Below are 26,473 nucleotides of genomic sequence, written 5' to 3' on the forward strand. Positions count from 1 at the left end.
TCCGAACACCTACGGAAGCCAGCTCTCTGTTCTGCCGACCTCGCCGAGAAACCCGTCGAAGGCATCTCGCAATGCGGCCGCTAAACGCAGCGGATCATGGTGAGCTGCCCCGTCTCCCGTGCGGACTTGGCGCAGCACCACGCGAGCTCCGAGTTCCTCACTGGCCTGAATGAGGTCATCAATATCGTCGGTTGCCGTTGGATCTGCAATAACAACGTCCAGCTTGAGATCCGGTGCGTATTGACGCAGAACCCTCACATGGTCACCGGTCGTCATCTTGTCGGTTTCACCGCGTTGACGCGAGAGATTGAGAATGAGTGCTCGGTGGGCATCCGTCGTGACGAGCGCCCGATGAATATCGGGGACCAACATATGAGGAATCACCGACGTGTACCAGGATCCCGGTCCCAGAACCACCCAGTCTGCTTGGGCGATCGCCTCGGTGACCACGCCGGCTACCTCCGGCTCTGCCGGTTCGATACGCACCTGCCGAACCATTCCCGGAGCAACAGCAACTTTCGATTGCCCAGAGACCGTATATAAACGACCGTTGTCATCTAGGTCGGCCTCGATATTGATCGGATCGTTGGCCATCGGTAGGACTCGGCCATTTGCTCCCAAAAGACGGGCAACCCATTCAAGCCCTTCGACCGGATCGTCAAGAAGTTGCCAGAGCCCGGCGATGAGCAGATTACCGAGGGCGTGCCCGTCAAGAGGCCCCGCAGTTTTCAAGCGCAGCTGCATGACATCACGCCACGTCAGCCCCCATTCGGTGTCTTCACACAGGCTGGCAAGGGCCATGCGTAGATCACCCGGAGGCAGAATGTCCATCTCCGTGCGCAGCCGTCCCGAGGAGCCTCCGTCATCTGCGACGGTCACGATCGCGGTCAGCGACCGGGTGATGTGTCTCAGCGCTCGAAGGGTGGCTGACAGGCCATGCCCCCCGCCAAGCGCGACGACCGTTTGTCCCGATTCTCCCCGCTGTGTCCAGCCCGCGGCGTCGAGGTAGGTCACTATTCCCTCCCAAGGTCTCGATGGACGGTTCGCGTGGAGTACCCGTGGTCCCTGAGGCGCTCAGCAAGAAACTCCGCACACGCGACCGATCGATGCTGCCCACCGGTACATCCGACGGCAATCGTCGCGAAGGGCTTGAGTTCTTCCACATAGCCCTTGAGCATGGGCGCAAGTAGGTCAGCGTAGTCACTCACAAACTGCCGTGCACCGGGCTGGTTGAGGACGTATTCGGACACGGCCTCGTCACGCCCCGTCAAGTGGCGCAACTCATCAACCCAGTAGGGATTCTTCAAGAAACGCACGTCAAGGACATGATCGGCATCGAGGGGAAGACCGCGCTTAAATCCAAAGGACTCCACCGTCAGATGAAGTGGACGTTCCCCCTCTCCGGCAACAACGTCTCGGATATGCCGCGCAAGATCATGAACACTCATGTGCGACGTGTCAATGATCTCGTCTGCAAGTCGGCGAAGCGGGGCAAGCAGCTGTTCTTCAGTGCTGATTCCGTCGAGAAGCGTCCCGTGACCTTGAAGTGGGTGCGGGCGACGGTTCGACTCATATCGACGCACCAGAGTCTCTTGGTCTGTGTCAAGGAAGATGACACGATAGGCAACGCCCATCGACGTCATGACATCGAGCGTGTGGTAGAGGTCTTGGAAGAAGGTTCGCGACCTGACGTCCACAACCGCGGCGAGACGGTGAACTCCCCCACCGTCGGGCGACATCATGCCCACAAGCGCGGGAAGCATCGTCGGCGGTAAGTTATCGACGACGTACCAGTCGAGGTCCTCGAGCGCCCTGGCAGCCTGGGTACGACCCGCCCCCGATCGTCCGGTAATAATGAGGACCTCGTTAGCTTTCGGGTCATCGTGAACCGGAGCGTTCTCGTCAAGCATGGCGATTCCCTCGGGTACCGTTGGTGGATTCTCTGGGTCGTACCGTTCACTCATGATCCAAGGATGCCACATGCTCGCGTTCGCGGATGCCGATGAGAGCTGCCGCTGAGGACGCCACCGAGCGCGCCTCCTGCACAGTGGTCTCATTGGCGAGGACGACTCCGACTCGCCGACCTGCACGTGAGACCGGTTTATTGAAGATCCTGACATCTGCGGTCCGCATTGCCTGGGCCACTCCGGTGTATTCAGGATCATTAACCGGTCCGTGTGATTTGATGACGGCTGAGGCACCCGGCCGACGCAGCTGCGTGTGCAGCGGTAAGCCAAGGATGGCACGCGCATGAAGATCAAACTCTGACAGATCCTGGGTTGCCATTGTCACCATCCCCGTGTCGTGAGGACGAGGTGACAGCTCTGAAAACCACGCGTCATCTCCTTTGATGAAGAATTCAACACCGAAGAGTCCGAGTGTGCTCGCTGGATCCTGACCGTCGGCCTCGGCAAGGGCCTGGGTGACTTGAGCAGCCATGATCTGACATTTGTCCAAAGCGGCCGGTGAGATTGCGGCCGGTTGCCATGACTCAACGTAGTCACCGTCTTCTTGTCGATGACCAATCGGGTCGCAGAAATCGGTGCGCACACATCCGCTGTGCTCATCCCACCAGCGAACGGTCAGCAGGGTGATCTCCGAATCGAAGTCGATGCTCTCTTCAACGATGACGCGTCCGGTGTTGTGCCGAGCCCCTTCACTGGCACGGGCGAACGCCTCGTCGACTTGCCCGACATCGGTGATCCTGCTTTGCCCGTGGCCCGACGATGACATTGTCGGTTTAATAAACGCGGGAAGACCGGTGTGGTCAAGCGCTTGTCGAATCTCATCGGCAGAGGACGCGAAGCGATACTTTGATGTTGCAACACCGTCAAGAGAAGCCGCGAGACTGCGGATCCGCTGGCGATCCATCGTTGCCTGAACCGCGAAGGCATTCGGAACAACCCGCACGCTCCCCTCGTTTTGGCTCCGTGCCAGCTCCTGGGTTGCAATCGCCTCAATCTCAGGCACCACCAGGTCGACACTGACTTCATCCAGAAGCGAACGAAGCTCGTCCTCGTCACTCATCGCAAGGACGCGGCACTCATCGGCAACCTGCATCGCGGGCGCATTCGGATAGGAATCAACGGCGATGACGTGGCAGCCGAGTCGCTGAAGCGAAATCGTCAGTTCCTTACCTAACTCACCTGAGCCGAGAAGGAGGATTCGCGCGGGAAGGCGAAGGGGAACAGATTGAGGCTGACTCATCGGGGTCCTTTCGGTCAGGCGGACTCACGGTGTGTACTCTATCGAACCTCGCGCATCCTTCGGCACTTTCCACTCACGCAATTCCACCGAGACGTTGACCTAGCGCGAAAGATGCTCGTGAATCTGCGCGGCGAGGCGCGGGCCGATTCCACGGACGGAGGCAATTTCGTCAACAGAGGCCGCACGCAGCTTCTTCACCGACCCAAATGTTTTGAGGAGGGCACTGTGACGGCTGGGACCAAGACCGGGGATCTCGTCAAGCACGGAACGAGTTGCCGCTTTGCCCCGACGCGCCCGGTGTTTGGTGATCGCGAAGCGGTGCGACTCATCCCGAAGGTATTGCAGCAGATACAGCGCTGAGGAGGAGCGCGGCAGGATCAGAGGAAACTCCTCACCGGGAATCCACACTTCTTCAAGACGCTTGGCGAGTCCAACGATCGGAATATCCACTCCCATGTTGTCAAGTGCCGCCCGAGCCGCATTGACCTGAGCAGGTCCGCCGTCAACGACCACGAGATCCGGCCGGTAGGAGAAACGTCGCGGCCGCCCCGTCCGCGCGTCAACGGGACCGGACTCAAGGGGAACCCCGTCCTCGTCCTCGCCCCTGATGCCAGCTTCTTCTGAGAGCAGACGTGAAAAACGCCTGCGGAGTACCTCGTCCATTGCGGAGGTGTCGTCGGGGGTTCCGTTTCCATCGGCCCCACGAATGTTGAAGGTTCGGTACGCGTCCTTGCGGGGCCCGCCATCTTCGAAAACAACCATCGATGCTACTTGGTGGGTGCCCTGAGTGTGCGAAACGTCGTAGCACTCAATTCTCAACGGAGCCTGTGCAAGATCGAGTTCTTCGGCGAGCTGTTCGAGGGCGCGCGATCGCTGTGTCAGATCACCGACGCGCTTGGTCTGGTGAAGAGTCAGGGCTTCACGTCCGTTCTTTTCAACGGTCTCCATGAGGTGAGCTTTGGGTCCGCGCTGTGGAACATGAAGCGTGACCTTTGCTCCGCGGAGATCACTGAGCCATGCGGCGATCGTTTCGGCGTCTTCGGGTTCCACGGAGACGAGAATTTCTCGGGGAATTGCCGAGGTCGGCGTGTGGGCGACATCGTCAACGGACACTGCTTGTGCGCGCTCGTGGGAGCGACCGCGGATCGGCCGCTGGGCGGGCGTGACCTGGGAGTAGACCTGTTCGAGTAGACGAGCCATGAGTTCGGGGGCCTGCGCGTCGTCACAGCGGTCAATGACCCACCCGCGGGTTCCTCGGATACGTCCGCCCCTGACGTGGAAAACGTGCACCGCCGCGTCAAGCTGATCCATGACGAGGGCGAAGACATCAGCATCCGTGCCGTCATCGAGGACGACGACATTGCGTTCGAGGACGGTGCGTAGAGCGTGGATGTCGTCGCGATATCGCGCGGCCTGCTCGAAATCGAGTTCAGCTGAGGCGGCCTTCATTTTATTTTCGAGGTCGCGAATGACGGGTCCAGCACGCCCTTCCATGAAGGAGCACAGTTCGGTGGCGAGTTGGCGATGGTCTTGCGGGGAGATTCGTCCGACGCAAGGGGCTGAGCATTTGTCGATGTATCCCATCAGGCACGGCCTGCCTTGGGCTTGAGCTCGCCGAAAAACTCCGGCCGAGCACGTGCGCATGGGGAAGACCCTCAGCAGCAGGTCAATGGTTTCGCGAATCGCCCAGACCTGCGTGTAGGGACCGAAGTAGCGGGAACCAGGGGTCTTGGCTTTGCGGGTGACAACGACGCGCGGGATCTCCTCTCCCATTGTCACCATGAGATAGGGGTAGGACTTGTCGTCCTTGAACATCACGTTGAATCTGGGATTGAACTCTTTGATCCACGTGAATTCCAGTGTGAGCGCTTCAACTTCGGTGTTGACGACCGTCCACTGTACGCGCGCCGCGGTGGTCACCATCTGCTGTGTTCGCGGGTGGAGGTTGGCGAGATCCTGGAAGTAGTTCGTCAGCCGGTTACGCAGGTTTTTTGCTTTGCCGACGTAAATGACCCGTCCCTGGTCGTCCGAGAATCGATAGACACCGGGTGACGTAGGAATGTCACCGGTGCGCGGTCGATAGGTTTGGGGGTCTGCCACGGAGGGAATTTTACGTCGCTGAGCCCTCCTGAGCACGGGGTCGCGTTGTCCGCCGCCTTATCGAGTCGGCTGTAGTCCCGTAGGCCTCGTCCACGATCGCTCCTTTCCCGGTACGCAGGTTAGCGGGTGTCATTTCCGGTTTGCGTTCTATTGACGAGGACGAGCGCTCCCTTTCACTCACCATTTCATGATTCCGACCACATGTCAGGGGAATTCTTTTGAGTGGCAAGGTGAGGCGCTTCTGAGTATCTATGATGAATAACGACCGAAGTGCGGACACTCCCGTCCGAGGATTAACCAAATAGCTACGATCCATTGAGTTGCTCTTGGTTATTTCTTGACCCCGAGTGACGGGATCTGTCGACGAACACTGAACCCTTAGGGGAGGAACACCACTTATGTTCAGCAATCCGTCCGAGGTCGCCGAGTTTATCGAGGCGAACTCCATTGAATACGTCGACGTTCGTTTCTGCGACGTACCCGGAGTTCAACAGCACTTCACGATCCCAGCAAAGGAATTCCTCGCCGAAGCCCTCGAAGATGGGCTGATGTTCGACGGTTCCTCAGTCCGCGGGTTCACGGCGATTCACGAATCCGACATGAAGCTCATCCCCGACATCTCCTCCGCCTTCGTTGACCCCTTCCGCAAGGCAAAGACTCTCGTGGTGATTTTCTCCATCGTCGACCCATTCACCGACGAACCCTTCTCGCGCGACCCGCGCCAGGTTGCAGCAAAGGCAGAGGCCTACCTACGCTCCACAGGCATTGCCGACGAATGTTCAATCGGCGCCGAAGCCGAGTTCTACCTCTTCAACGATGTTCGCTTCCAGGTCCAACCCCACTCAACATTCTTCGCCGTGGACTCCCCCGAGGCGTACTGGAACACCGGCCGCACCGAAGAGGGCGGCAACATGGGGTACAAAGTACCGATCAAGGGCGGATACTTCCCCGTTTCTCCCTCTGACCAATACGCTGATATTCGCGACGAGATGGTCTCCAAGTGCGTGGAAGTTGGGCTCACGATCGAACGTGCGCACCACGAGGTCGGTGCAGGCGGACAGCAGGAAATCAACTATCGTTTCGCCACCTTGCAAAAGGCTGCGGACGACATGATGAAGTTTAAGTACGTCATTAAGAACACCGCCCTTGAGTTCGGACACTCCGCAACATTCATGCCTAAGCCACTTTTCGGTGACAACGGCTCGGGAATGCACACGCACATGTCGCTGTGGAAGAACGGTGAGCCACTCTTCTACGACGAGCGCGGCTACGGTTCTCTCTCCGATATGGCACGCTGGTTCATCGGCGGAATCCTTGAACACGCCCCCGCGCTGCTTGCTTTTACTAACCCGTCAGTCAATTCATTCCGACGCCTCGTCCCCGGGTTTGAGGCTCCCATCAATCTCGTGTACTCAGCACGTAACCGGTCGGCATGTATTCGGATTCCCGTCTCGGGAACTTCACCGAAGGCCAAGCGCATCGAATATCGCGTTCCCGATCCCTCGGCGAACCCCTATCTCGCATTCTCCGCATGCCTCATGGCGGGAATCGACGGCATTAAGCGACGCATCGAACCGGCAGCTCCCATTGACAAGGATCTCTACGAGCTTCCACCGGCCGAATACCACGACATCGCCAAGCTTCCCGCCTCTCTCGAAGAAGCGCTCGACGCTCTGCGCAAGGATCACGACTTCCTGACCGAGGGCGATGTCTTTACCCAGGACCTCATCGACACGTGGCTTGATTACAAGGACACCCATGAGGTCGCTCCGATGCGGATGTACCCGCACCCCTACGAGTACCAGCTGTACTACGACCTGTGACAATGACACGCATAAACGATGCGACGTGAGTGGCCCCAAGGCTCCCACCTTGGGGCCACAGTCACATTCCGCCACGTCGCTTTGGTGACACGGCAGAATTCCTGCGAATGTGTGAAGATACTGCACGACAGTGTTTCAGAAATTGAAATATATTGAATCCGGCCGATCCGTCGGCACCCATCGGTATGACGCGTGAGACACCGAGGCATGACAAGCCGATGCCAGTCCCGTGACGACCGACAAAACCTCACATTGGAGGACAGATGAAGAAGCTTCGCGACGGTTCTTTCACCGAGAAGATGAAGTTCCGCGTCGAACACGACGACGTGATCCCCTCGCTGCTGGAGAAGAGAGCCCGGAAGAACCCCGGTCAGGTTGCGGTGGAAAAACGCAACAACGTGGGTCAGATGGTGCCGGTGACCGCCAAGGAAGTTCTCACTGACGTGGAGAATCTTGCGCGAGGTCTCATCGGCCTGGGGATTGATGCCGGTGACGCCGTCGCAATTCTTGCGCCGACGTCCTACGAATGGATGGTTCTCGACCTGGCGATCCTCTCCGTGGGGGCCATCACCGTGCCGATTTACGAGTCCGACTCAGCGGCGCAGATTCGTCATATCCTCACCGACGCCAATGTTGTTCTCGCTTTTGCTTCCAACTCTCAGCAGGCCGAACTCATCTCGTCACAGCGAACACCCCAGCTCGCCGACGTCCTCGTCTTCCATTCCTCCGCCACACGTGCCCTGGCTGAGGCCGCTCATCGCGTGACCTCACGAGACTTGGCGAAACGTCGACGGGCCGTTGACGCCGACGACATTGCGACGATCATCTACACCTCGGGAACCACCGGGAAACCCAAAGGCGTCACCCTCACGCACCGCAACATTGTTGCCACCGCTCTGAGCGCCAAACAGGTTCTCGGAGAGGTCATTGACTCTTCACATACCCGTATCCTTCTCTTCCTTCCCGTCGCGCACGTCCTCGCCCGGCTCGTCATGCACCTGGCTCTGGCATGTCGCAGTGTCATTGGTTTCTCCCCGAACATCTCCAACCTCCTGCCTGACATTCAAGAGTTCCAACCCTCTGCGCTCCTCGTGGTTCCGCGAGTCCTTGAAAAGGTCTATAACTCAGCGGCAGCCAAGGCTGGCGGCGGCATCAAGGGGAAGATCTTCTCATGGTCTGCCAAGCAATCCCGACGAAGCGCAACACGCTCGGGTCTGGCGCCTCTGCGCACGATGCGCCATCGTCTCGCCGACACCCTTGTGCTGAAGAAAATTCGTCAGGTTCTCGGCCCCAACCTCACATACATCGTCTCCGGTGGAGCGCCGCTGGCCACAGATCTTGCTGAGTTCTTCACCGGCATGGGATTGACGGTGCTCCAGGGGTATGGGTTGTCTGAAACAACTGGACCCGTCACCGTTCAGCGTCTCGGTTCCCATCCCTTCGGCAGCGTCGGTCAAGTGATCCCCGGAAACTACGTGAAAATTGCCGAGGACGGCGAAGTTCTTACCCGCGGGGTCTCACTCATGGAGGGCTACTACAACCTTCCCGAACAGACCCGCGAAGCCATCCCAGACGGATGGTTTCACACCGGCGATCTGGGGACCCTTGATCGTCACGGCCACCTGAAAATCACCGGTCGCAAGAAAGAACTCATCGTCACGGCTGGCGGCAAGAACGTCTCCCCTGAGGTCCTTCAGGAGTCCCTTGCAACGCATCCGCTCATCGGCTCCGTCATCGTGGTTGGAGATGCTCGCCCGTACATCGGAGCACTCATCACGCTTGACACCGACATGCTTCCCGGATGGCTCAAACGTCACAATCTTCCCGTTGTACCGGCAACGGAAGCCGCGCAGCTTCCCGAAGTGCGTGCCTCCCTGGACCGGGCGATTGCCCGAGCAAATAAACAGGTGTCACGTGCGGAATCCATTCGCCGTTTCCGCATCATTGACGCAACATTCACCGTTGACAATGGATACATGACTCCGTCTCTCAAGCTCCGTCGTTCCCAGGTGCTCACCGACTACGCGCACGAGGTTGAAGCTCTCTACCGCGAAGGCGAAAAGGAACGGCGATCAAAGAAAAGGTAACCGTGTTCGTCCTCGTTTATCACGAGGACAACGCTGCGTGACACACTCCGCGTTCCCAATTCCACAGCGCGAGCCGCCGGCGCACTAGGCTACGAAGAGCACCGCTTCCCCGGAAGTGGCATCCCAACGAAAGGTTGATCATGCCGGTACGTAGGCTCAGCGATGGCTCGTGGGAAACTCCAGCCACCCGTGAAGTGTCCGAAGAGCTCAACATTCCCAAGATGCTTCACCAGCGGGCACGGAACTTCCCGAACCAAGTTGCCATCGAACGACGCAACAATGTGGGCACCTGGCGCCCTGTCACCATCAACCGTTTCCTTGACGAGGTTGATTCCACGGCAAGAGGCCTCATCGGCATGGGGCTGGAAGCTGGTGACCACCTCGCGATTCTCGCGCCCACTTCCTACGAATGGGCCCTCATTGACATGGCGGCTCTGTCATGCGGCGCAATTACCGTGCCGATCTATGAGACAGATTCAGCAGCTCAAATTGCCCATATCCTCACCGACGCTGACGTCCACATCGTTGTCACCGCAACCTCGCAGCAGGCGGAATTAGTCAACTCGGTGCGCACTGAGGGTGTGCGTCAGATCCTCTCCCTTGACCGAGGAGCTGAACGTCAAATCGCCGCTGCCGCTCGGGGGATCACCATCGACCAGGTGCGCGAGCGCACCGACAGTGTCCGACTTCATGACGAAGCGACGATCATCTATACCTCCGGCACCACCGGGGTCCCCAAGGGAGTTGTGCTCACTCACGCGAACTTCATCGAAACCTACGTTCAGGCTTACGACTTCCTTCCCGTCCTCATCAACGATCCAAAGTCGCGTTCTCTTCTCTTTCTTCCCGTTGCGCACGTCCTGGCTCGCTTCGTCATGTACGCGCTGCTGGCGGGTCAAGGAGTTGTTGCTTTCGCACCGAATACTCGCAATCTTGTCGACGATATTGCAACGTTCAGACCGACGATGTTGCTCGTTGTTCCCCGTGTGCTTGAAAAGGTCTATAATGCGGCGTCAGCCAAGGCCGGCGGTGGCATTAAAGGACGAATGTTCTCCTGGGCCGCGCGACAGGCTCGTCAGATGTCGAAAGCCACGGCCTACGTTGAGTCTCAGGCTCCCGAGGGACTGACCACTCCCCTTCCTGACACAACCGCCGTTCCCGATCAGTCGGCTCAGGCCTCGCCTGGCCCCTCACTGGGTCTGAGGGTGCGTAAGCAAGTCGCCGACACCCTCGTTTTGGCGAAAGTCAAGCAGGTGCTCGGACCGAATCTTCACACGATTATTTCCGGCGGCGCTCCCCTTGCCGCCGACCTCGCGAATTTCTATCGCGGACTCGACCTCACGCTGCTTCAGGGATATGGCCTCTCGGAGACAACCGGTCCGATTGCCGTGGAAATTCCTACGGATTTTCCGCCGGATTCGGTAGGTTTTCCCTGGCCGGGTAACCGCGTCAAGGTGGATGTTGATGGCGAGCTTCTCGTTCGGGGAATCTGCGTGACCAAGGGCTATCACAATCTTCCTGAGCAGACTGCCCAGGCCTTTACCGACGGGTGGTTCCGCACCGGTGACCTTGCGAGCATTGACGATACGGGGCATATTCGGATTACCGGCCGGAAAAAGGAACTCATTATCACTGCCGGTGGAAAGAACGTGTCACCCGAAGGGCTTGAAGATTCCCTGTCAACGCATCCGCTGATTGGCAATGTCATCGTCGTCGGTGATGCGCGCCCCTACATTGGCGCGCTCATCTCCCTTGACACCGAGATGCTCCCCGACTGGCTACGGTCCCATAATTTGCCGATCGTCGACGCGGCAGCAGCTGCCGAGCTTCCCGAGGTGCGGGCATCGCTGGATCGGGCCATCGCTCGGGCGAATCGCCAGGTGTCCCGCGCTGAATCAATCCGGCGTTTCCGAATTGTCAACGTGGCGTTCACCGTGGAGAACGGCTACATGACGCCCTCGCTGAAGCTCAAGCGCCACGCGGTGCTGCGAGATTTTGCTGACGAGGTAGAGGCTCTCTACGCCGAGGGCGAGGCCCATAAGCCAACCCCGTAGATTGAGGGTGGTTCGCGCGCATCTGACCGGGCGAGGGCGTCCCCGCCTCTCACCCTCGCCCTGAGGGTCGTCAACTCACCTTTTGGGTTGTCTCAGTTCCCTCAGACTCCCGGGAAGCCGCTAAGCGTCGATCCCGTTCGAGGGTTTCCACAAGGTAGTGTCCGGTGAAGGATTCTTCAACGGCAGCCACGTCCTCGGGAGTTCCTTCGGCAACAACAATGCCGCCGCCTGAGCCACCTTCGGGACCCATGTCGATGATCCAGTCAGCTGATTTGATGACATCAAGGTTGTGCTCGATAACGATCACCGAGTTGCCCTTGTCCACCAAGGTTTGCAACACGAGGAGAAGCTTACGAATATCTTCGGAGTGCAGACCGGTGGTTGGTTCGTCAAGCACGTAGATTGTGCGCCCAGTGGAACGCCTCTGAAGTTCCGATGCGAGCTTCACGCGCTGAGCTTCACCACCTGAGAGCGTTGTCGCCGACTGTCCGAGCCGCACATAGCCGAGGCCAACTTCAACCAGTGTGTTCAGGTGGCGCGCAATTCGCCCAATCGGTGCGAAAAACTCCGCGGCCTCGGCGATCGGCATGTTGAGAATGTCCGCAACGGTCTTGCCTTTGTAGTGGATTTCCAAGGTTTCACGGTTATAGCGTGCCCCGTGGCACACCTCGCAGGGAACGTAAACATCCGGAAGGAAGTTCATCTCAATTTTCAACGTTCCGTCACCCTTGCAGGATTCACAGCGCCCACCTTTGACGTTGAATGAGAAGCGCCCCGGCCCGTAGCCGCGAACCTTCGCTTCCTGCGTATCGGCAAAGAGTTGACGAATGTAATCCCACACGCCCGTGTAGGTTGCGGGGTTCGAGCGGGGGGTCCGGCCAATAGGAGACTGATCAACGTGGACAACTTTGTCGAGGTTCTCCACCCCGGTGACTGTCCGATGACGTCCGGGCACAAGTCGCGCTCCGTTGAGACGGGACGCCAGTGAACGATAGAGGATCTGATTAACCAGGGTGGATTTTCCTGACCCGGAAACACCTGTGACCGCAACGAAACACCCCAAGGGGAAGGACACGGTGACGTCGCGGAGATTATGCTCGCGCGCCCCTTTGACGGTGAGCATGCGGTCGCGGTCCACGGGCCGGCGGCTCGCGGGAGCAACGATTGCTCTGCGACCTGAGAGGTACTGGCCAGTGAGGGAATTCTTATTTTTCTTCAGTTCCGCAAGAGGCCCCGAGTGAACAACCCAGCCGCCAGTTTCTCCTGCACCTGGACCGATATCAACGATCCAATCGGCGGCCTCCATCGTTTCTTCGTCGTGTTCAACAACGATCAGGGTGTTGCCGAGATCTCGAAGGCGTTTGAGAGTTGCGATGAGTTTCTTATTATCACGTTGGTGAAGACCAATTGATGGTTCATCAAGAACGTAGAGCACACCAACAAGGCCCGAACCGATTTGCGTGGCCAATCGGATTCGCTGAGCTTCACCGCCTGAGAGAGTTCCAGCTCCCCGCGACAAAGTAAGGTAAGTCAGGCCCACGTCAACGAGGAAGTCCAGCCGCGCACGAATTTCTGTGAGAATCGGAGCGGCAATCGATGCGGACCGCACATCGAGATCAAGGTCCTCAAGGTGGGCACGGGCCTGCGCAATCGACAGGTCGGAAAGCTCGGCGATGGACAAGCCACCAACTGTCACAGCAAGAACTTCGGGCTTGAGACGGGCCCCCTTGCAGGTCGGACAGGGAATCTCACGCATGTATGAGTCCATGCGTGAAATAACATTTTCGGATTCAGTCTCCGATTTCTTTCTCTCGATGTAGTTGACAGCTCCCTCAAACCCCGTTGTGTAGGAGCGTTCGCGTCCCCAGCGGTTGCGGAACTTCACCTGAACCTCGTAGTCCCGGCCAAAAAGGATTGCGTCTTTGACGTCATCCGCGAGGTCTTTCCACGGGGTTGTCATTGAGAACCCCAGTTCCTTCGCAAGAGAGGTCAGCAGGCGCTTGTGATACGTGAAATTCGAGTTCCACGGGATCACGGCACCGTCATTCAATGACATTTCTTCATCCGGCACCACGAGTTCTGGATCGACTTCGAGGCGCGACCCCAGCCCAGTGCAGTCGGGGCAAGCACCGTAGGGGGCGTTGAATGAGAATGTCCGCGGTTCGATTTCTTCAAGCGTCAGCGGGTGATCGTTCGGACAAGCACGCTTCTCCGAGTAGCGGCGCCGCCGATCCGGATCGTCCTCGTCACGGTCCACGCAGTCGATGATGACGAGCCCATCAGACAGTCCCAGCGCGGTTTCCACCGAGTCAGTCAGGCGCTGACGCATACCATCGCGCACAACAAGACGGTCGATGACAACCTCGATCGTGTGGCGGAGCTTCTTTTCCAGCTTCGGCGCATTGTCGAGGTGTACGGCCTCGCCGTCGATGATTGCGCGAATGTATCCGGAGCTGCGCAGCTCCTCAATGAGATCCTGGTATTCGCCTTTACGCCCGCGGACAACGGGAGCAAGCACCTGGAAACGCGTCCCCTCGTCCATCGCGCGGACACGATCAACAATTTGCTGCGCAGTCTGCGCCTGGATTTGAGCGCCACACACGGGACAGTGGGCGGTGCCGGCACGCGCGTACAGCAGACGAAGATAGTCGTGGATTTCAGTGATTGTCCCAACCGTTGAGCGGGGATTACGCGAGGTCGATTTCTGGTCGATCGACACCGCCGGTGAGAGCCCTTCGATAAAGTCGACGTCCGGTTTGTCCATCTGTCCCAGGAACTGCCGGGCGTAGGACGACAGCGATTCAACGTAGCGCCGCTGTCCTTCGGCAAAGATCGTGTCGAAGGCGAGCGACGATTTGCCCGAACCCGACAGTCCTGTAAAGACAATCATCGAATCGCGAGGTAGCTCAAGATCCACATCTTTGAGGTTGTGTTCGCGGGCGCCGTGAATGATCAACTGTTCGTGCACTGTTCGATTCTACCTATCCGCATCGAACACGGCCTATCGAGGAGTACGGTAGGACCATGACATTCTTCGCAGTTGAGTATGTGTACGATTCCACTCGCCCCGATGAGCTTGATCGGATTCGCCCCGAGCATCGCGCTTTCCTCGGGTCCCTCAAGGATCAGGGCGTGAACATTGCCTCGGGTCCTCTTGCGGGTGATCGTCCTCGTGCCCTCCTCATTCTCATTGGCGAGGACGAGGCACACATTGCCGCAACCTTGGATGAGGATCCTTTCTTCACGTCCGGGCTCATTGTCGAACGCCAGATCCACCGCTGGGATCCCGTCATCCGAGCGTTCTGAACCGGCCATTCTTCACCGCTGGTCGCTTAGAGAGTGTCGGCTCGTCCTCGTTCCTCTGCTTGCCTCAACGCACGATGATGATAGAGGCGGTGCGAGCACTCGATGAGGAAGCAGGCCAGTGCCCCGCATGTGGCGATGATGAACCACTGGGATGTCGTGGGCCATTCAAGCGCAAAAAATGCGCGCACCGGCGGGATGAAGATTCCCAGGACCGCCCCGCAAGCCATGAGAGCGAGCAGGGCAATTCTCCAGGTAACGAAGGGGCGGGCGGTGATGGACAGCAGCCACAGCGCCCCGAAAAGCAGCGTGAGTGTTGCCGCGCTCTGTCCCGCAACCGTCCCGATACCAACGAAACCGTAGGCTGTGAGCGCTGTGGCCGACAAAATGATTCCCGATGGAATCGCCAAAGACAGGGTGCGTCTGAGGAATCCTGGAACATATCGACGAAGGTTGGGACCGAGCGCGATGAAGAACGAGGGAACCCCGATGGTTAAGGCACCGATGTAGGTGTAGTGGCGCGGAAGGAACGGGAAAGGCCACGCAGCCAGGGCACACACGAGGACAAGTACAGCCGCGTAACAGGTCTTCGAGAGGAAGAGAGCCGACACGCGTTCCATGTTGGCGATGATTCGTCTGCCCTGAGCAAGGACCCCCGGCAGCTGTGAGAATTCAGAATTGACGAGGACGATCTGGGCGACTGCTTTCGTTGCTCGCGCTCCGTTACCCATCGCAATTCCCAGGTCTGCGTCCTTGAGGGCGAGGGCATCGTTAACTCCATCTCCCGTCATTGCCACGCAATGCCCGGCCGCTTGAAGAACTTGAACCATTGCGCGCTTCTGTTCGGGAGTGACTCGGCCAAAGACGTCGTGAGTGAGGACCTCGTGCATAAATTCGTCCGACATCAGGTCCGTTGGCAGTGTGCGGGCATCGATCGCCCGCGGTTCCTGGCCGTTAGGGCCTCGAAGTCCCGCCTGGGTTGCCAGTGCTGACACGGTCTGAGGGTTATCGCCGGAGATCATCCTCACGTGAACTCCCTGGCCCCTGAAATAGTCCAGGGTTTGTGCGGCATCGGACCTCAGGTCTTCTTCAAGCAAGACGAGGGCGACGATGTCTCGACCATTGGGCAGTTCCTCTTCGCGGGGAGATTCTCCGCAGTGGGCGAGGGCCACAACACGCACACCTGATTGCGCATATGCATTCGCCTGATCAAGTACGTCAGATGAGGACTGAGAGGAATCGGTGGCGCCAAGTATTTCGGGGGCACCAAGCATCCAGAAATGCCCGTCACTAAAAACTCCCGACCATTTGCGAGCCGAGGAAAAGGGAATCACCGTGGACAAGCTATCGGCTGAGATCTTCTTCTCCCCGACTCCCAGCGCGCTGACATAGGAATCAATTGCGCAGGCTGTCGCATTCGTCCGGTCGGCGGACAGGAGGGCAAGCGCCTCGTGGAGAGCCTGAAGATCAGGCGCATCGTCTTGCGCGCAAGTGATCGGAATGATCTCTTTGACGCGAATTTTGCCCGTGGTCAACGTTCCCGTTTTATCCAGGCACAGTGAATCGACCCGAGCGAGCACTTCAACGGCGGCTAGTTCCTGGACGAGGACGGATTTGCGCGCAAGTTTCGCCGAACCAATCGCGAAATTCAGCGATGTCAAGAGCACAAGTCCTTGCGGAATCATTCCCACGACACTGGCCACGGCAAGGACGATGGCATGACGCCAATCGCTCCCGACCTCGCCGGCAATGCGGGTCTGTGACCAGAGAGTCAAGGCAACAATCGGCAGAAGGAGCGCCGAGATTACTCTGAGTACCTTGTTGATGGACTCCTGAATTTCTGATCGCGTCCGCACAAATACTCGTGCTGCTCGCGACAGTCCCTGGGCGTAGGTGTGTTCGCCGACGGTTGTTGCCCTCATGATTCCGGCTCCCGCAACAACCGAGGTTCCCGCGAGGATCGTATCTCCGACGGCTTTCTTCACGGGCCGTGATTCTCCCGTGAGCATGGATTCATCAATTTCAAGGCCACTGACCGATTCGACGGTTCCGTCGACGCTCACCTGGTCCCCGAGGCTAAGTTCGATGACGTCGTCAACAACGAGCTCGTTGACCGGAATCTCATGAAGGGTCCCTGCGCGACGCACCGTGGCCGTCGGTGCGTCAACAATTGCCAGGGCGTCGAGCGTGCGTTTTGCTCGCCATTCGGAGAACACGCCGATCACGGAGTTGACGATCATCACGCCGGCAAAGACCGTGTCGCGGATATCCCCGAAAATAAGGATGAGAATGACCGCTGCGGTGAGGATACCGTTGAACAGAGTGAAGACGTTCTGACGAACGATCGACCATATGGACCTGGAGGTCCGGTCGTGGACGATATTGACGTCTCCGGCATTGATGCGCTGCGTCACCTCTGATTCGCTGAGTCCCCGGCGAAGATCAGGTGTTGTCATCAGTGCTCCGTTTCCAAGGCCACCTCCGTGGCGTGATCCGCTGGCTGCTTCATACTATGCCAGGCGTGAATCCCGAGCCTCGGATGCCTGACCATTGGCGGTGTCGTCGGGATTCTCGCTCGCTTTCTTCTGTCGTTTCGATGCCAGAATCGACGCAATAACGGTGATGAGAATGACGACGACGATGAAGCCGAGCGAGAACCCAATTGACGGTTCCGGAATGACTTCCCACGGGTGACCGCCGTTAATGAACGGCAGTTCGTTCGTGTGAAGCGCATGATTGACCAGCTTGAATCCGATGAATCCGAGGATCGCGGCTAGACCGTAGTGCAGGTAGATCAGGCGATCAAGGAGGCCGTCAATGAGGAAGTACAGCTGTCGAAGACCAAGCAAGGAAAAAGCGTTCGCTGCGAACACCAGGTAGGGTTCCTTCGTCAACGAGTAGATCGCGGGAATTGAATCAACGGCGAACATGACATCGGCGGTGCCGATCGCAATGATGCACAGCAGCATGGGCGTGATATACGTTTTGCCTCCGTGACGGTGGAGAACTTTGCCGCCGATGAAGCCGTCGGTCATAGGAATGACACGGGCAATGAGGCGAACGAAGCCACTGGGTGTGTATTCCTCGTTGTGATGCTCATCGGGATCCTCAACCCCTTCCATCGCCTGAGAGATCGCTGTCCACAGCAACCATGCTCCGAAGAGATAGAACACCCAGGAGAAGTTCTCAATGAGAGCAGCGCCGGCGAGAATGAAGATCAGACGCAGGACGAGGGCGATGACAATTCCCGCGAGCAGTACTTCCTGCTGATATTTCCGAGGGACCCTAAACGATGACATCATGATGACGAAGACAAAGAGGTTGTCGATCGACAGTGCCTTCTCCGTGATGTAACCGGCGAAGTATTCCTGACCGTAGGTGCCACCCCAGATCGCCCACACAATACCGCCGAAGACAACGGCCATCGCGATGTAGCCGACCGACCACCACGCCGCTTCCTTCATTGTCGGTTCATGCGGGGTTTTCACATGCCCCACAATGTCGACGGTGATCATCGTCAAGATGATCGCTGCAAGGCCAATCCATCCAAGCGCATGGACATCCATTGAATTATTTACCTCCGGTACGGAACGAGTACCGGAGGTCTCCTTCCGCCACACACCCGAGGTGTCTCGGTGTTGGCCGCGATGCCGGAACGGTTCCTCGCACATAACGATCACCGGTCGTGATGACGACATCGCCGTTGGTGGAAGTACTCCCCTCCGACTAGACGTACGTAAGACTACCTGTCCGAGCTGCTCACGTGCCTGAGGGAACTCAGATGTTGGCTGTGGAATACGTCGCCTAGTTCGCGCGTCGCATCTGACGCAGCTCCTTCTTCAAGTCGTCAATCTCGTCGCGAAGGCGGGCCGCAATCTCGAATTGGAGCTGTTGGGCTGCCGTCATCATCTGGGCCGACAGTTCTTCAATGAGAGCTTCGAGATCCTCCTGAGCCTGAGCGGCCGAGCCCGCTACGCGATGAGAGGGAGCCCCTCCCTTTGACCGTTCCTGGGCGCTGCGTTCGCGTCGATATCCTCCCGCAAGCAGCTCTTCCGTGTCGATCTGTTCGCGGGCGAGCATGTCGGTGACATCGGAAATTTTCTTGCGCAGAGGCTGCGGATCGATTCCATGTTCCGTGTTGTACGCAATCTGAAGCTCACGGCGACGCTGCGTCTCGTCAATCGCCACCCGCATCGAATCGGTGATGTTATCGGCGTACATGTGGACTTCACCTGAGACGTTACGCGCAGCTCGACCAATCGTCTGGATGAGCGACCGGGTTGATCTCAAGAATCCTTCCTTGTCGGCGTCGAGGATCGCAACCAGTGATACCTCGGGAAGGTCAAGTCCCTCACGCAAAAGGTTGATGCCAACGAGGACGTCAAAGGCACCCTGGCGTAGCTCACGCAGCAATTCAACGCGACGGAGCGTGTCAACATCAGAGTGGAGGTACTCAACACGCACTCCCCGCTCAGCCATGTAGACCGTGAGGTCCTCAGCCATTTTCTTCGTCAACGTCGTCACGAGGACGCGCTCATCCTTTTCAACGCGGATGCGGATCTGCTCAAAAAGATCATCAATCTGCCCTTCGGTGGGTTTCACGATGACCTTGGGATCAACGAGGCCGGTTGGTCGAATGATCTGTTCAACAACCCCATCGCAACGGTTCAACTCGTAATCGCCGGGCGTTGCTGAAAGATAAACTGTTTGACCGATCCGTTGAACAAACTCATCCCATTTGAGGGGGCGGTTATCCATCGCAGAGGGCAGACGGAATCCGTGATCAACGAGGGTGCGTTTACGCGACATATCGCCCTCGAACATCGCTCCAATCTGAGGCACTGTCTGGTGCGATTCATCGAGGATGAGGAGGAAATCCTCAGCAAAATAGTCAAGTAGCGTATGCGGCGGAGTCCCCGCGTCTCGCCCATCAATGTGACGCGAATAGTTCTCAATTCCTGAACATGACCCGATCTCTTTGAGCATTTCAAGATCGTAGGTTGTCCGCATGCGCAGACGTTGAGCTTCGAGGAGCTTGCCCTGGGACTCAAACCATTCGAGGCGTTCGTCAAGTTCCTTTTCAATGGAAGCAATTGCACGCTTCATACGTTCCTCACCGGCAACGTAGTGACTGGCGGGGAAAAGATACGTGTGGTCGACCTCGGAAATCACATCGCCTGTCAGCGGGTGAAGAACCGCAAGGGAATCGATCTCATCCCCAAACATCTCAATGCGGATCGCAAGTTCCTCGTACACGGGAATAATCTCAATGGTGTCTCCACGTACCCGGAAGGTTCCACGGGTGAAGGCAATATCGTTGCGGACGTATTGCATGTTGACAAAGGCACGCAGGAGCTCGTCACGGTCAACCTGCATTCCTCGCTCAAGTTCAATCATCCGCGCCACGTATTCTTCCGGCGTGCCAAGACCGTAGATACACGACACGGAGGACACAACAACCGTGTCTTGGCGGGTCAGGAGGTTGTTTGTTGCGCTGTGACGAAGACGCTCGACCTCGTCATTAATCGACGAATCTTTCTCAATGAAGGTATCTGTCTGAGGAATGTAGGCCTCAGGCTGGTAGTAGTCGTAGTACGACACGAAGTATTCAACGGCGTTGTTGGGCAGCAGCTGACGAAACTCCGCAGCAAGCTGTGCCGCCAATGTTTTATTCGGTTCGATCACCAAGGCCGGACGTTGGAGCTCCTCGATGAGCCACGCGGTCGTTGCCGACTTTCCCGTTCCCGTTGCCCCCAAAAGAACAACATCATGCTCTCCGTCGCGCAGGCGCGCCGCGAGCTCACGAATAGCTTTGGGCTGGTCACCCGAAGGTGTGTACTCCGAGATCACCTCGAAGGGATTTTCCTGGCGCAGGATATGTCGATCACTCACAGTCCCAACCGTAGATCACGACGCTTTGCTTCGCCTGTTCCCACCCCTAGAATTGACCGCAGTTACCCATAAGCGAAATCGTTGAGGAATCACGATGTCACAGTTGGAATGGTGGAAACACTCAACCGTTTACCAGGTCTACCCCCGGTCCTTCCAGGACTCAAACGGCGACGGTATCGGCGATATTCCCGGTGTCACGCAACGCGTCCCCTACTTGCATTCCCTCGGAGTCGATATTGTCTGGCTGTCACCGGTTTACCGATCTCCGATGGTGGACAATGGCTACGACATCAGCGATTACGACGATATCGACCCGCTGTTCGGTTGTCTCGCAGATCTCGATGAGTTGATCACAACGCTGCATGATCACGGGATGAAACTTGTCATGGACCTCGTGGTCAACCACACCTCAGACCAGCATCCGTGGTTTCGTGAGTCTCGCGATCCTCACAGTCCCAAGCACGACTGGTATTTCTGGCGCGATCCTCGTCCCGGAGTTGTTGCAGATGAGAACGCGGATCCTCTCCTACCCCGAGGAGACGAACCCAGTGAGTGGTCAGCTGTTTTCTCCGGTCCGGCCTGGACGTGGGACCGCGAAGTCGGGCAGTATTACCTTCATTTCTTCACGCGTGAACAACCGGACCTCAACTGGGATAACCCCGAGGTTCGCGAGGCGATCTACCAGATGATGCGCCGTTGGCTTGACCGGGGTGTCGACGGCTTCCGCATGGATGTCATCTCGATGATCTCCAAGCCCGAGGACCTCTACACCGACGATCCACACGGCATTTCCGCGTCAACTTTTGGACCGCATTTTCACGACTACCTCCAGGAAATGCGTCGTGAAGTTTTCGATAGATATCCCGATCGGCAGTTCTTTACCGTTGGTGAAACAGCCGGAGCAACCCCTGAAATCGCCAGCCTGATCTCAGATCCTCAGCGTCGCGAACTCGACATGATCTTTCAGTTCGAGCACATGCTTTTGGATGCAACAAACGGCGATAAGTTTCATCCTCGCCCGCTCGCCCTCGTCGACATGAAAGCAAACCTTGCGCGCTGGTCGGCGGGACTTCACGGACGCGGCTGGAACTCCCTCTACCTCTCCAACCACGATCAACCTCGCCCTGCGAGCCGCTACGGCGACCCCGTCCGCTATCGTCACCGCAGCGCAACAGCGTGGTCGGGGATGCTCCACGCCCACCCGGGAACTCCCTTCGTTTATCAAGGTGAAGAACTGGGCATGGGGAACTATCCGTGGACCAGTCTCGATGAGTTCAACGACGTCGAAGTTTTCAACACGTGGCGAAGCCGAGTCATTGATCGGGGTGAAGATCCCGATGTCGTTTTCGACGCTCTTCGGTATATCACCCGTGATAACGCGCGCACACCAATGCAGTGGGATGCCACCGCTAACGCAGGTTTTACTCAAGGGACGCCGTGGCTTGCCGTCAACCCGGATCATGTGGACGTCAACGCTTACGCCCAGGTCGGAGTTGAGGGATCGACCTTTGAGTTCTTCCGTCAGATGATTTCTCTGCGCCACCGCCTTGACGTACTGGTCACGGGTTCTTTCGAGCTTCTTGAACCGGATGATCCTACGCTGTGGTGGATTCGCCGGACGTCGCCAGCGTCAACCCTTGAAGCACTGGCCAATATGTCGGGAACCGAGCGATCCGTTGAGATTCCCAACGGCACCGTTGTCCTATCGAATGTGCCCGAAAGGGAACGTGCGCCCCACGTCCTCGCCCCCTGGGAGATCCGCTGGATCATCCGTTAATCGAATGAAGAAGCAGATATCCTCACGTCGATTGAGGAAGGCCGGTGAATTGGGCCACGCCATTGCAGTGAGCTCGTGGCACCGTCACGTCGCTTGGGTGCGTGGGCGAACTGGCGTTAAGAGCCACTGTTCGTCAATCGCGTCGATCAGTGCGTGAGCGTCGTCGATTGTGCCCGCGTTGTCGATCCAGATTGATGCAACTGCGCGGCGCTGGGACGCTGTTGCCTGCTGTGCCATTCGTTGACGCGCATCCTCGTGATTGATGCCGCGGTCGGCGAGGCGTTGGAGACGCAGTGAAACCGGGGCATCGACAACGATGACGGCGTCAAAAAGGTCAGCAGCATTCGTTTCCACGAGAAGCGGCAAGTCATAGACCGCAAGAACTCCGTCGGGTGTTGCCCGCAGCTGTGTCCAGGCTCGCTGGGCAATCAGGGGATGCATCAGTGCATTGATGTCTTCAAGAGCCTGAGGGTCTGAAAAGACTCGTGCCGCTAGACCTTTGCGGTCGAGAGCGCCGTCCTCGTTAATGATGTCGGAACCGAAGCGCGAGGCGAGCCGTTCAAGGGCCTCTCCTCCCGGTGCGGTCAGTTCACGGGAAATGGCGTCTGCATCGACGACCCGGGCACCGCGTTGGCGAAGTCGGGATGCCACGAGGGATTTGCCTGAACCTATCCCACCTGTCAGCCCCACCACCATCGAAGGGCCGCGGTGCACCGCGGGAGGAAGGGGGCGCAATAGCTCTGCTGTGGCAGCCCCCCGCGAAAGGATGCTCCCGATCTCCTGTGTCGCCATGCCTCCAGCTTAGATGAGGGACGAGGACGACTCCGCATGCTTAAGTTTTCAATCAGGCGTCTCGGTGAGACAATGAGGGACACGTATATCCATTAACTCAAGCGAAGAACACCGTGAACTTAGATCATTCCCGCACCTCACAAGCCGCTAGCACACGCACCGCCGCTTCATCTACCACAGGCAGATCCGCCGCGAGAAAACCCCATTCGACCATGCTCCTCATCGCAACGTCGCTCATGCTTTTCTCCATGTTCTTCGGCGCGGGGAACCTGATCTTCCCACCGATGGTCGGCGCTTTAGCAGGAACACACTTCATCCCCGCAATGACCGGCATGCTCGTCGGTTCCGTGGTCTTGCCCGTCATCGCAATCATCGCCGTGGCATCCAGTGGCACAGACGTCCGCGATCTTGCCAGCAGAGGGGGACGAATCTTCGGAGTGGTCTTCTCCGTCCTCGTGTACTTGGCAATCGGCGCGTTCTACGCCCTCCCCCGAACGGGAGCCGTGAGTTTCGCAACGGCAATTGTGCCCGTCACCGGATGGAATTCACCCCTTGCTTCGGCAATCTTCAACGCCATTTTCTTCGGCGTCGCATTATTCCTCTCATGGAATCCCCGACAGATCGTCACGAGCCTCGGGAAGTTCCTCACTCCTGCTCTCCTGACGCTTCTCGTTGTTCTCGTCACCCTCGTCCTCATCAAGCTCCCGTACTCCCCTGGCGCGCCGATGGGCGACTACATTTCAACACCGCTGACCGCAGGCCTGAAAACCGGCTACATGACGATGGATGCGATTGCCGCTCTCGCTTTCGGCATCATCGTTGTCACCTCATTGAACAAGACCGGCGGTGCCATCGGAGCTAAAACATTGCACCGCACAGCCTTGGCTGCCCTGATCTCAGGCGTCCTCCTCGCCATCGTGTACGTCGGGCTCGGGATCATCGGGAACATCATGCCCAACGCTTCCTCCGACCCCGACGGAGCACACCTGCTGTCACAGGCAGCCCATATGACAATGGGGCCCATCGGCCAGATCGTTTTCGGACTGATTGTTCTCACCGCCTGCTTAACCACAGCAGTTGGCTTGCTCGCCTCAACGAGCGAATTCTTTGAGCGCCTGGTTCCTCGGACAACCTACAAATTCTGGCTTCTGCTCTTCACCGCGTTTTCCTTTGCCTTGGCCTCCGCTGGCCTTGACTCAGTGCTCCGCATCGCCGAGCCGATCATTACGTTCCTCTATTCCATTGCCATCACCATCATCATCGTCACGCTGGTGACCTACCCTCTGCGGCTGATTTCTCCACTGACGTGGACCTTCCGCCTGAGCGCGTGGGTAGCTGCCGGGTGGTCGGCATTAACGACCGCCGCCGCCCTCGGTTTCGGTACCGACATCATCAACGCGGCAATCGGATGGATGCCCGGACAGACTCAAGATTTCGGCTGGGCCATTCCCACGGGAATTGCTTTCCTCATTGGGCTCGGCGCGGACATGTCGCTGCGCAAACGCTGACACACGAACGCATTTTCTTCGGATAGGGCCCGCAGCTCTTAGGCGTGGACGGCCGTGTGGCGGCGTTCTTCCTCGCCTCGCGGCGGTTAGCTCGTCAACCGCGAACTACCACCAGGCGTCACACACTCTCCCCCTTCGGCACAGAACGCACCTGACCTCATCGATACGTGCCAAAAAGGGGATCCCCGAGACTTTTACAGTCTCGGGGATCCCCTCACGTGATGTCAGTTAATCCTCATCGGATCTCTGATTCAGTTGTTCGTCAGCTTCTCACGAAGTGCGGCAAGTGCCTCATCGGAGGCAAGAGTGCCTTCGTTTTCAACCGGGGATGAGTACGATGCCTGCTCCTCGATTGAAGGAGCTTCCTCGACATCCTCTTCCTGGGCCTTGATGACCTGGGCCTTGTGGGCCTCCCAGCGCTGCTGAGCTTCGGCGTACTGTGCTTCCCAAGCCTCGCGCTGAGCCTCGTAGCCTTCCATCCATTCCTGGGTTTCCGGATCAAAGCCTTCGGGGTACTTGTAGTTGCCGTCCTCGTCGTACTCAGCGGCCATGCCGTAGAGCGAAGGATCGAATTCATCGGATGTCGGATCGACGCCCTCGTTCGCCTGCTTGAGCGACAGGGAGATGCGACGACGCTCAAGGTCGATGTCGATGACCTTGACGAAAGCGTCATCGCCAACTTTGACGACCTGCTCAGGCAGCTCGACGTGGCGCTGAGCCAGCTCGGAGATGTGAACAAGACCCTCGATGCCGTCTTCGACGCGCACGAACGCACCGAAAGGAACAAGCTTCGTGACCTTGCCGGGCACAACCTGACCGATGGCGTGAGTACGCGCGAAGGTCTGCCACGGATCTTCCTGGGTTGCCTTGAGCGACAGGGAGACGCGCTCGCGATCCATGTCGACGTCGAGAACCTCGACGGTGACTTCCTGGCCAACCTCGACAACCTCTGAGGGGTGATCGATGTGCTTCCAAGACAACTCGGACACGTGGACGAGGCCGTCAACACCACCGAGGTCAACGAACGCACCGAAGTTAACGATCGACGAGACGTTACCTGTGCGGACCTGGCCCTTCTGGAGGGTGTGGAGGAAGTTCGTGCGAACCTCAGACTGAGTCTGCTCAAGCCACGCGCGACGGGACAGAACAACGTTATTGCGGTTCTTGTCCAGTTCAATGATCTTCGCTTCGAGTTCACGGCCGATGTAGGGCTGGAGGTCACGAACGCGACGCATCTCCACGAGGGACGCGGGGAGGAAGCCACGCAGACCGATGTCGAGGATCAGGCCGCCCTTGACGACCTCGATAACCGTACCGGTAACAACGCCTTCTTCGTCCTTGACCTTCTCGATCTGGCCCCAAGCACGCTCGTACTGTGCGCGTTTCTTGGACAGGAGCAGGCGACCTTCCTTGTCTTCTTTCTGAAGGACAAGCGCTTCGATCTTGTCGCCCACGGCGACGACGTCATCAGGGTTGACGTCATGCTTGATGGAAAGCTCGCGAGAGAGGATGACACCCTCAGTCTTGTAGCCAATGTCGAGGAGGACCTCATCGTGGTCAACCTTGACGACAGTGCCCTCGACGATGTCGCCATCGTTGAAGTACTTAATGGTCTCGTCGATGGCGGCGAGCAGGTCTTCTTCGGTACCGATGTCGTTGACCGCGACCTGCGGCGTGTTGCTGGTCATGTAGTTGTGTTCTCCGAAACGGACTGGATAGTAGATGGACAATTGAATGGCGCCCCGAGTCTGCGTATCCCTCCGACAATCGCCGGCGCATCCGAAAACCACGCGACACCGCCCAGTAGTCTATCAGCAATAACGGGCACCAGTTTCACATTGTCCCCGTTAAAACGTGGGATGCGTCGCGTGCCAGTCATGCTCGCCCAGCTCGTCCTCGTTCATTTGTCCTTTCCAGGGGACGAGGACGA

At 58.0% G+C, this 26,473-nt stretch carries 16 protein-coding genes; 6 read left to right on the forward strand and 10 right to left on the reverse strand.

Annotated features, from left to right (window positions below; translation table 11 throughout):
• Positions 1 to 9: 9 nt before the first annotated feature.
• From G7Y41_RS04995 to uvrC, 4 genes are all read right to left on the reverse strand, one after another.
• Complete coding sequence (locus G7Y41_RS04995) at positions 10 to 1,014, reverse strand: gluconeogenesis factor YvcK family protein (protein ID WP_165214756.1); 1,005 nt, start codon at positions 1,012 to 1,014, stop codon at positions 10 to 12.
• Positions 1,014 to 1,964, reverse strand: coding sequence for an RNase adapter RapZ (gene rapZ, locus G7Y41_RS05000; RefSeq protein WP_165214759.1), 951 nt, complete (start codon positions 1,962 to 1,964; stop codon positions 1,014 to 1,016). The genes G7Y41_RS04995 and rapZ overlap by 1 nt, the downstream gene beginning before the upstream one ends.
• Positions 1,957 to 3,207 (reverse strand): formate-dependent phosphoribosylglycinamide formyltransferase, encoded by a 1,251-nt coding sequence (gene purT / locus G7Y41_RS05005; protein WP_165315362.1) that lies wholly within the window; start codon positions 3,205 to 3,207, stop codon positions 1,957 to 1,959. The genes rapZ and purT overlap by 8 nt, the downstream gene beginning before the upstream one ends.
• 99 nt (positions 3,208 to 3,306) lie before the next feature.
• Positions 3,307 to 5,307 carry an excinuclease ABC subunit UvrC gene (gene uvrC / locus G7Y41_RS05010; RefSeq protein ID WP_165315363.1) on the reverse strand — a complete coding sequence of 667 codons (2,001 nt, stop codon included), beginning with the start codon at positions 5,305 to 5,307 and terminating at the stop codon, positions 3,307 to 3,309.
• 398 nt (positions 5,308 to 5,705) lie between these two features.
• Between uvrC and glnA the strand changes: the two genes are divergently transcribed.
• From glnA to G7Y41_RS05025, 3 genes are all read left to right on the forward strand, one after another.
• The gene (gene glnA / locus G7Y41_RS05015; protein ID WP_165214768.1) at positions 5,706 to 7,130 is read left to right on the forward strand and encodes a type I glutamate--ammonia ligase; all 1,425 of its coding nucleotides are present in this window, start codon (positions 5,706 to 5,708) and stop codon (positions 7,128 to 7,130) included.
• 263 nt (positions 7,131 to 7,393) lie between these two features.
• Positions 7,394 to 9,217 carry an AMP-dependent synthetase/ligase gene (locus G7Y41_RS05020; RefSeq protein WP_165315364.1) on the forward strand — a complete coding sequence of 608 codons (1,824 nt, stop codon included), beginning with the start codon at positions 7,394 to 7,396 and terminating at the stop codon, positions 9,215 to 9,217.
• 140 nt (positions 9,218 to 9,357) lie between these two features.
• Positions 9,358 to 11,271: an AMP-dependent synthetase/ligase gene (locus G7Y41_RS05025; RefSeq protein WP_165315365.1), complete on the forward strand. Its 1,914-nt coding sequence runs from the start codon at positions 9,358 to 9,360 to the stop codon at positions 11,269 to 11,271.
• Between the two features lie 70 nt (positions 11,272 to 11,341).
• Here G7Y41_RS05025 and uvrA read toward each other — a convergent pair whose 3' ends face one another.
• Positions 11,342 to 14,239 (reverse strand): excinuclease ABC subunit UvrA, encoded by a 2,898-nt coding sequence (gene uvrA, locus G7Y41_RS05030; RefSeq protein ID WP_165315366.1) that lies wholly within the window; start codon positions 14,237 to 14,239, stop codon positions 11,342 to 11,344.
• 56 nt (positions 14,240 to 14,295) lie between these two features.
• Here uvrA and G7Y41_RS05035 point away from each other — a divergent pair, with 56 nt between their 5' ends.
• Complete coding sequence (locus tag G7Y41_RS05035; protein WP_165315367.1) at positions 14,296 to 14,577, forward strand: YciI family protein; 282 nt, start codon at positions 14,296 to 14,298, stop codon at positions 14,575 to 14,577.
• A gap of 26 nt (positions 14,578 to 14,603) precedes the next feature.
• On the opposite strand, the gene G7Y41_RS05040 is transcribed toward G7Y41_RS05035, so the two are convergent.
• The 3 genes from G7Y41_RS05040 to uvrB all read right to left on the reverse strand — a co-directional run bounded on the left by G7Y41_RS05040 (position 14,604) and on the right by uvrB (position 20,451).
• A complete protein-coding gene (locus G7Y41_RS05040) occupies positions 14,604 to 17,030 on the reverse strand; it encodes an HAD-IC family P-type ATPase (protein WP_165315368.1) in 2,427 nt (808 codons plus the stop codon).
• Between the two features lie 54 nt (positions 17,031 to 17,084).
• Positions 17,085 to 18,140 (reverse strand): TerC family protein, encoded by a 1,056-nt coding sequence (locus G7Y41_RS05045; RefSeq protein ID WP_165214785.1) that lies wholly within the window; start codon positions 18,138 to 18,140, stop codon positions 17,085 to 17,087.
• 238 nt (positions 18,141 to 18,378) lie between these two features.
• Entirely contained in the window at positions 18,379 to 20,451 is a 2,073-nt protein-coding gene (gene uvrB / locus G7Y41_RS05050) for an excinuclease ABC subunit UvrB (RefSeq protein ID WP_442984265.1), read from the reverse strand.
• Positions 20,452 to 20,560: 109 nt separating this feature from the next.
• Here uvrB and G7Y41_RS05055 point away from each other — a divergent pair, with 109 nt between their 5' ends.
• Positions 20,561 to 22,243 (forward strand): alpha-glucosidase, encoded by a 1,683-nt coding sequence (locus G7Y41_RS05055; protein ID WP_165315370.1) that lies wholly within the window; start codon positions 20,561 to 20,563, stop codon positions 22,241 to 22,243.
• 84 nt (positions 22,244 to 22,327) lie between these two features.
• On the opposite strand, the gene coaE is transcribed toward G7Y41_RS05055, so the two are convergent.
• Positions 22,328 to 23,035, reverse strand: a complete 708-nt coding sequence (gene coaE, locus G7Y41_RS05060; RefSeq protein WP_165315371.1) for a dephospho-CoA kinase — start codon at positions 23,033 to 23,035, stop codon at positions 22,328 to 22,330.
• Between the two features lie 212 nt (positions 23,036 to 23,247).
• Here coaE and brnQ point away from each other — a divergent pair, with 212 nt between their 5' ends.
• Positions 23,248 to 24,543: a branched-chain amino acid transport system II carrier protein gene (gene brnQ, locus G7Y41_RS05065; RefSeq protein WP_165315372.1), complete on the forward strand. Its 1,296-nt coding sequence runs from the start codon at positions 23,248 to 23,250 to the stop codon at positions 24,541 to 24,543.
• A gap of 251 nt (positions 24,544 to 24,794) precedes the next feature.
• Here the strand turns inward: brnQ and rpsA are convergent, their stop codons facing one another.
• Complete coding sequence (gene rpsA, locus G7Y41_RS05070) at positions 24,795 to 26,231, reverse strand: 30S ribosomal protein S1 (RefSeq protein WP_165214800.1); 1,437 nt, start codon at positions 26,229 to 26,231, stop codon at positions 24,795 to 24,797.
• Positions 26,232 to 26,473 lie beyond the last annotated feature (242 nt).

Origin of the sequence: Schaalia sp. ZJ405, from assembly GCF_011038885.2 — a bacterium.
In the GTDB taxonomy this organism is placed as follows: domain Bacteria; phylum Actinomycetota; class Actinomycetes; order Actinomycetales; family Actinomycetaceae; genus Pauljensenia.

What these genes read in the sequence shown, in the direction of transcription:
- G7Y41_RS05040 (WP_165315368.1), bottom strand. Translation starts at nt 17,030, where the DNA reads ATGACAACACCTGATCTTCGCCGGGGACTCAGCGAATCAGAGGTGACG.
- G7Y41_RS05025 (WP_165315365.1), top strand. Translation starts at nt 9,358, where the DNA reads ATGCCGGTACGTAGGCTCAGCGATGGCTCGTGGGAAACTCCAGCCACC.
- G7Y41_RS05055 (WP_165315370.1), top strand. Translation starts at nt 20,561, where the DNA reads ATGTCACAGTTGGAATGGTGGAAACACTCAACCGTTTACCAGGTCTAC.
- rpsA (WP_165214800.1), bottom strand. Translation starts at nt 26,231, where the DNA reads ATGACCAGCAACACGCCGCAGGTCGCGGTCAACGACATCGGTACCGAA.
- coaE (WP_165315371.1), bottom strand. Translation starts at nt 23,035, where the DNA reads ATGGCGACACAGGAGATCGGGAGCATCCTTTCGCGGGGGGCTGCCACA.
- rapZ (WP_165214759.1), bottom strand. Translation starts at nt 1,964, where the DNA reads ATGAGTGAACGGTACGACCCAGAGAATCCACCAACGGTACCCGAGGGA.
- glnA (WP_165214768.1), top strand. Translation starts at nt 5,706, where the DNA reads ATGTTCAGCAATCCGTCCGAGGTCGCCGAGTTTATCGAGGCGAACTCC.
- brnQ (WP_165315372.1), top strand. Translation starts at nt 23,248, where the DNA reads ATGCTCCTCATCGCAACGTCGCTCATGCTTTTCTCCATGTTCTTCGGC.
- G7Y41_RS05020 (WP_165315364.1), top strand. Translation starts at nt 7,394, where the DNA reads ATGAAGAAGCTTCGCGACGGTTCTTTCACCGAGAAGATGAAGTTCCGC.
- purT (WP_165315362.1), bottom strand. Translation starts at nt 3,207, where the DNA reads ATGAGTCAGCCTCAATCTGTTCCCCTTCGCCTTCCCGCGCGAATCCTC.
- G7Y41_RS05045 (WP_165214785.1), bottom strand. Translation starts at nt 18,140, where the DNA reads ATGGATGTCCATGCGCTTGGATGGATTGGCCTTGCAGCGATCATCTTG.
- G7Y41_RS05035 (WP_165315367.1), top strand. Translation starts at nt 14,296, where the DNA reads ATGACATTCTTCGCAGTTGAGTATGTGTACGATTCCACTCGCCCCGAT.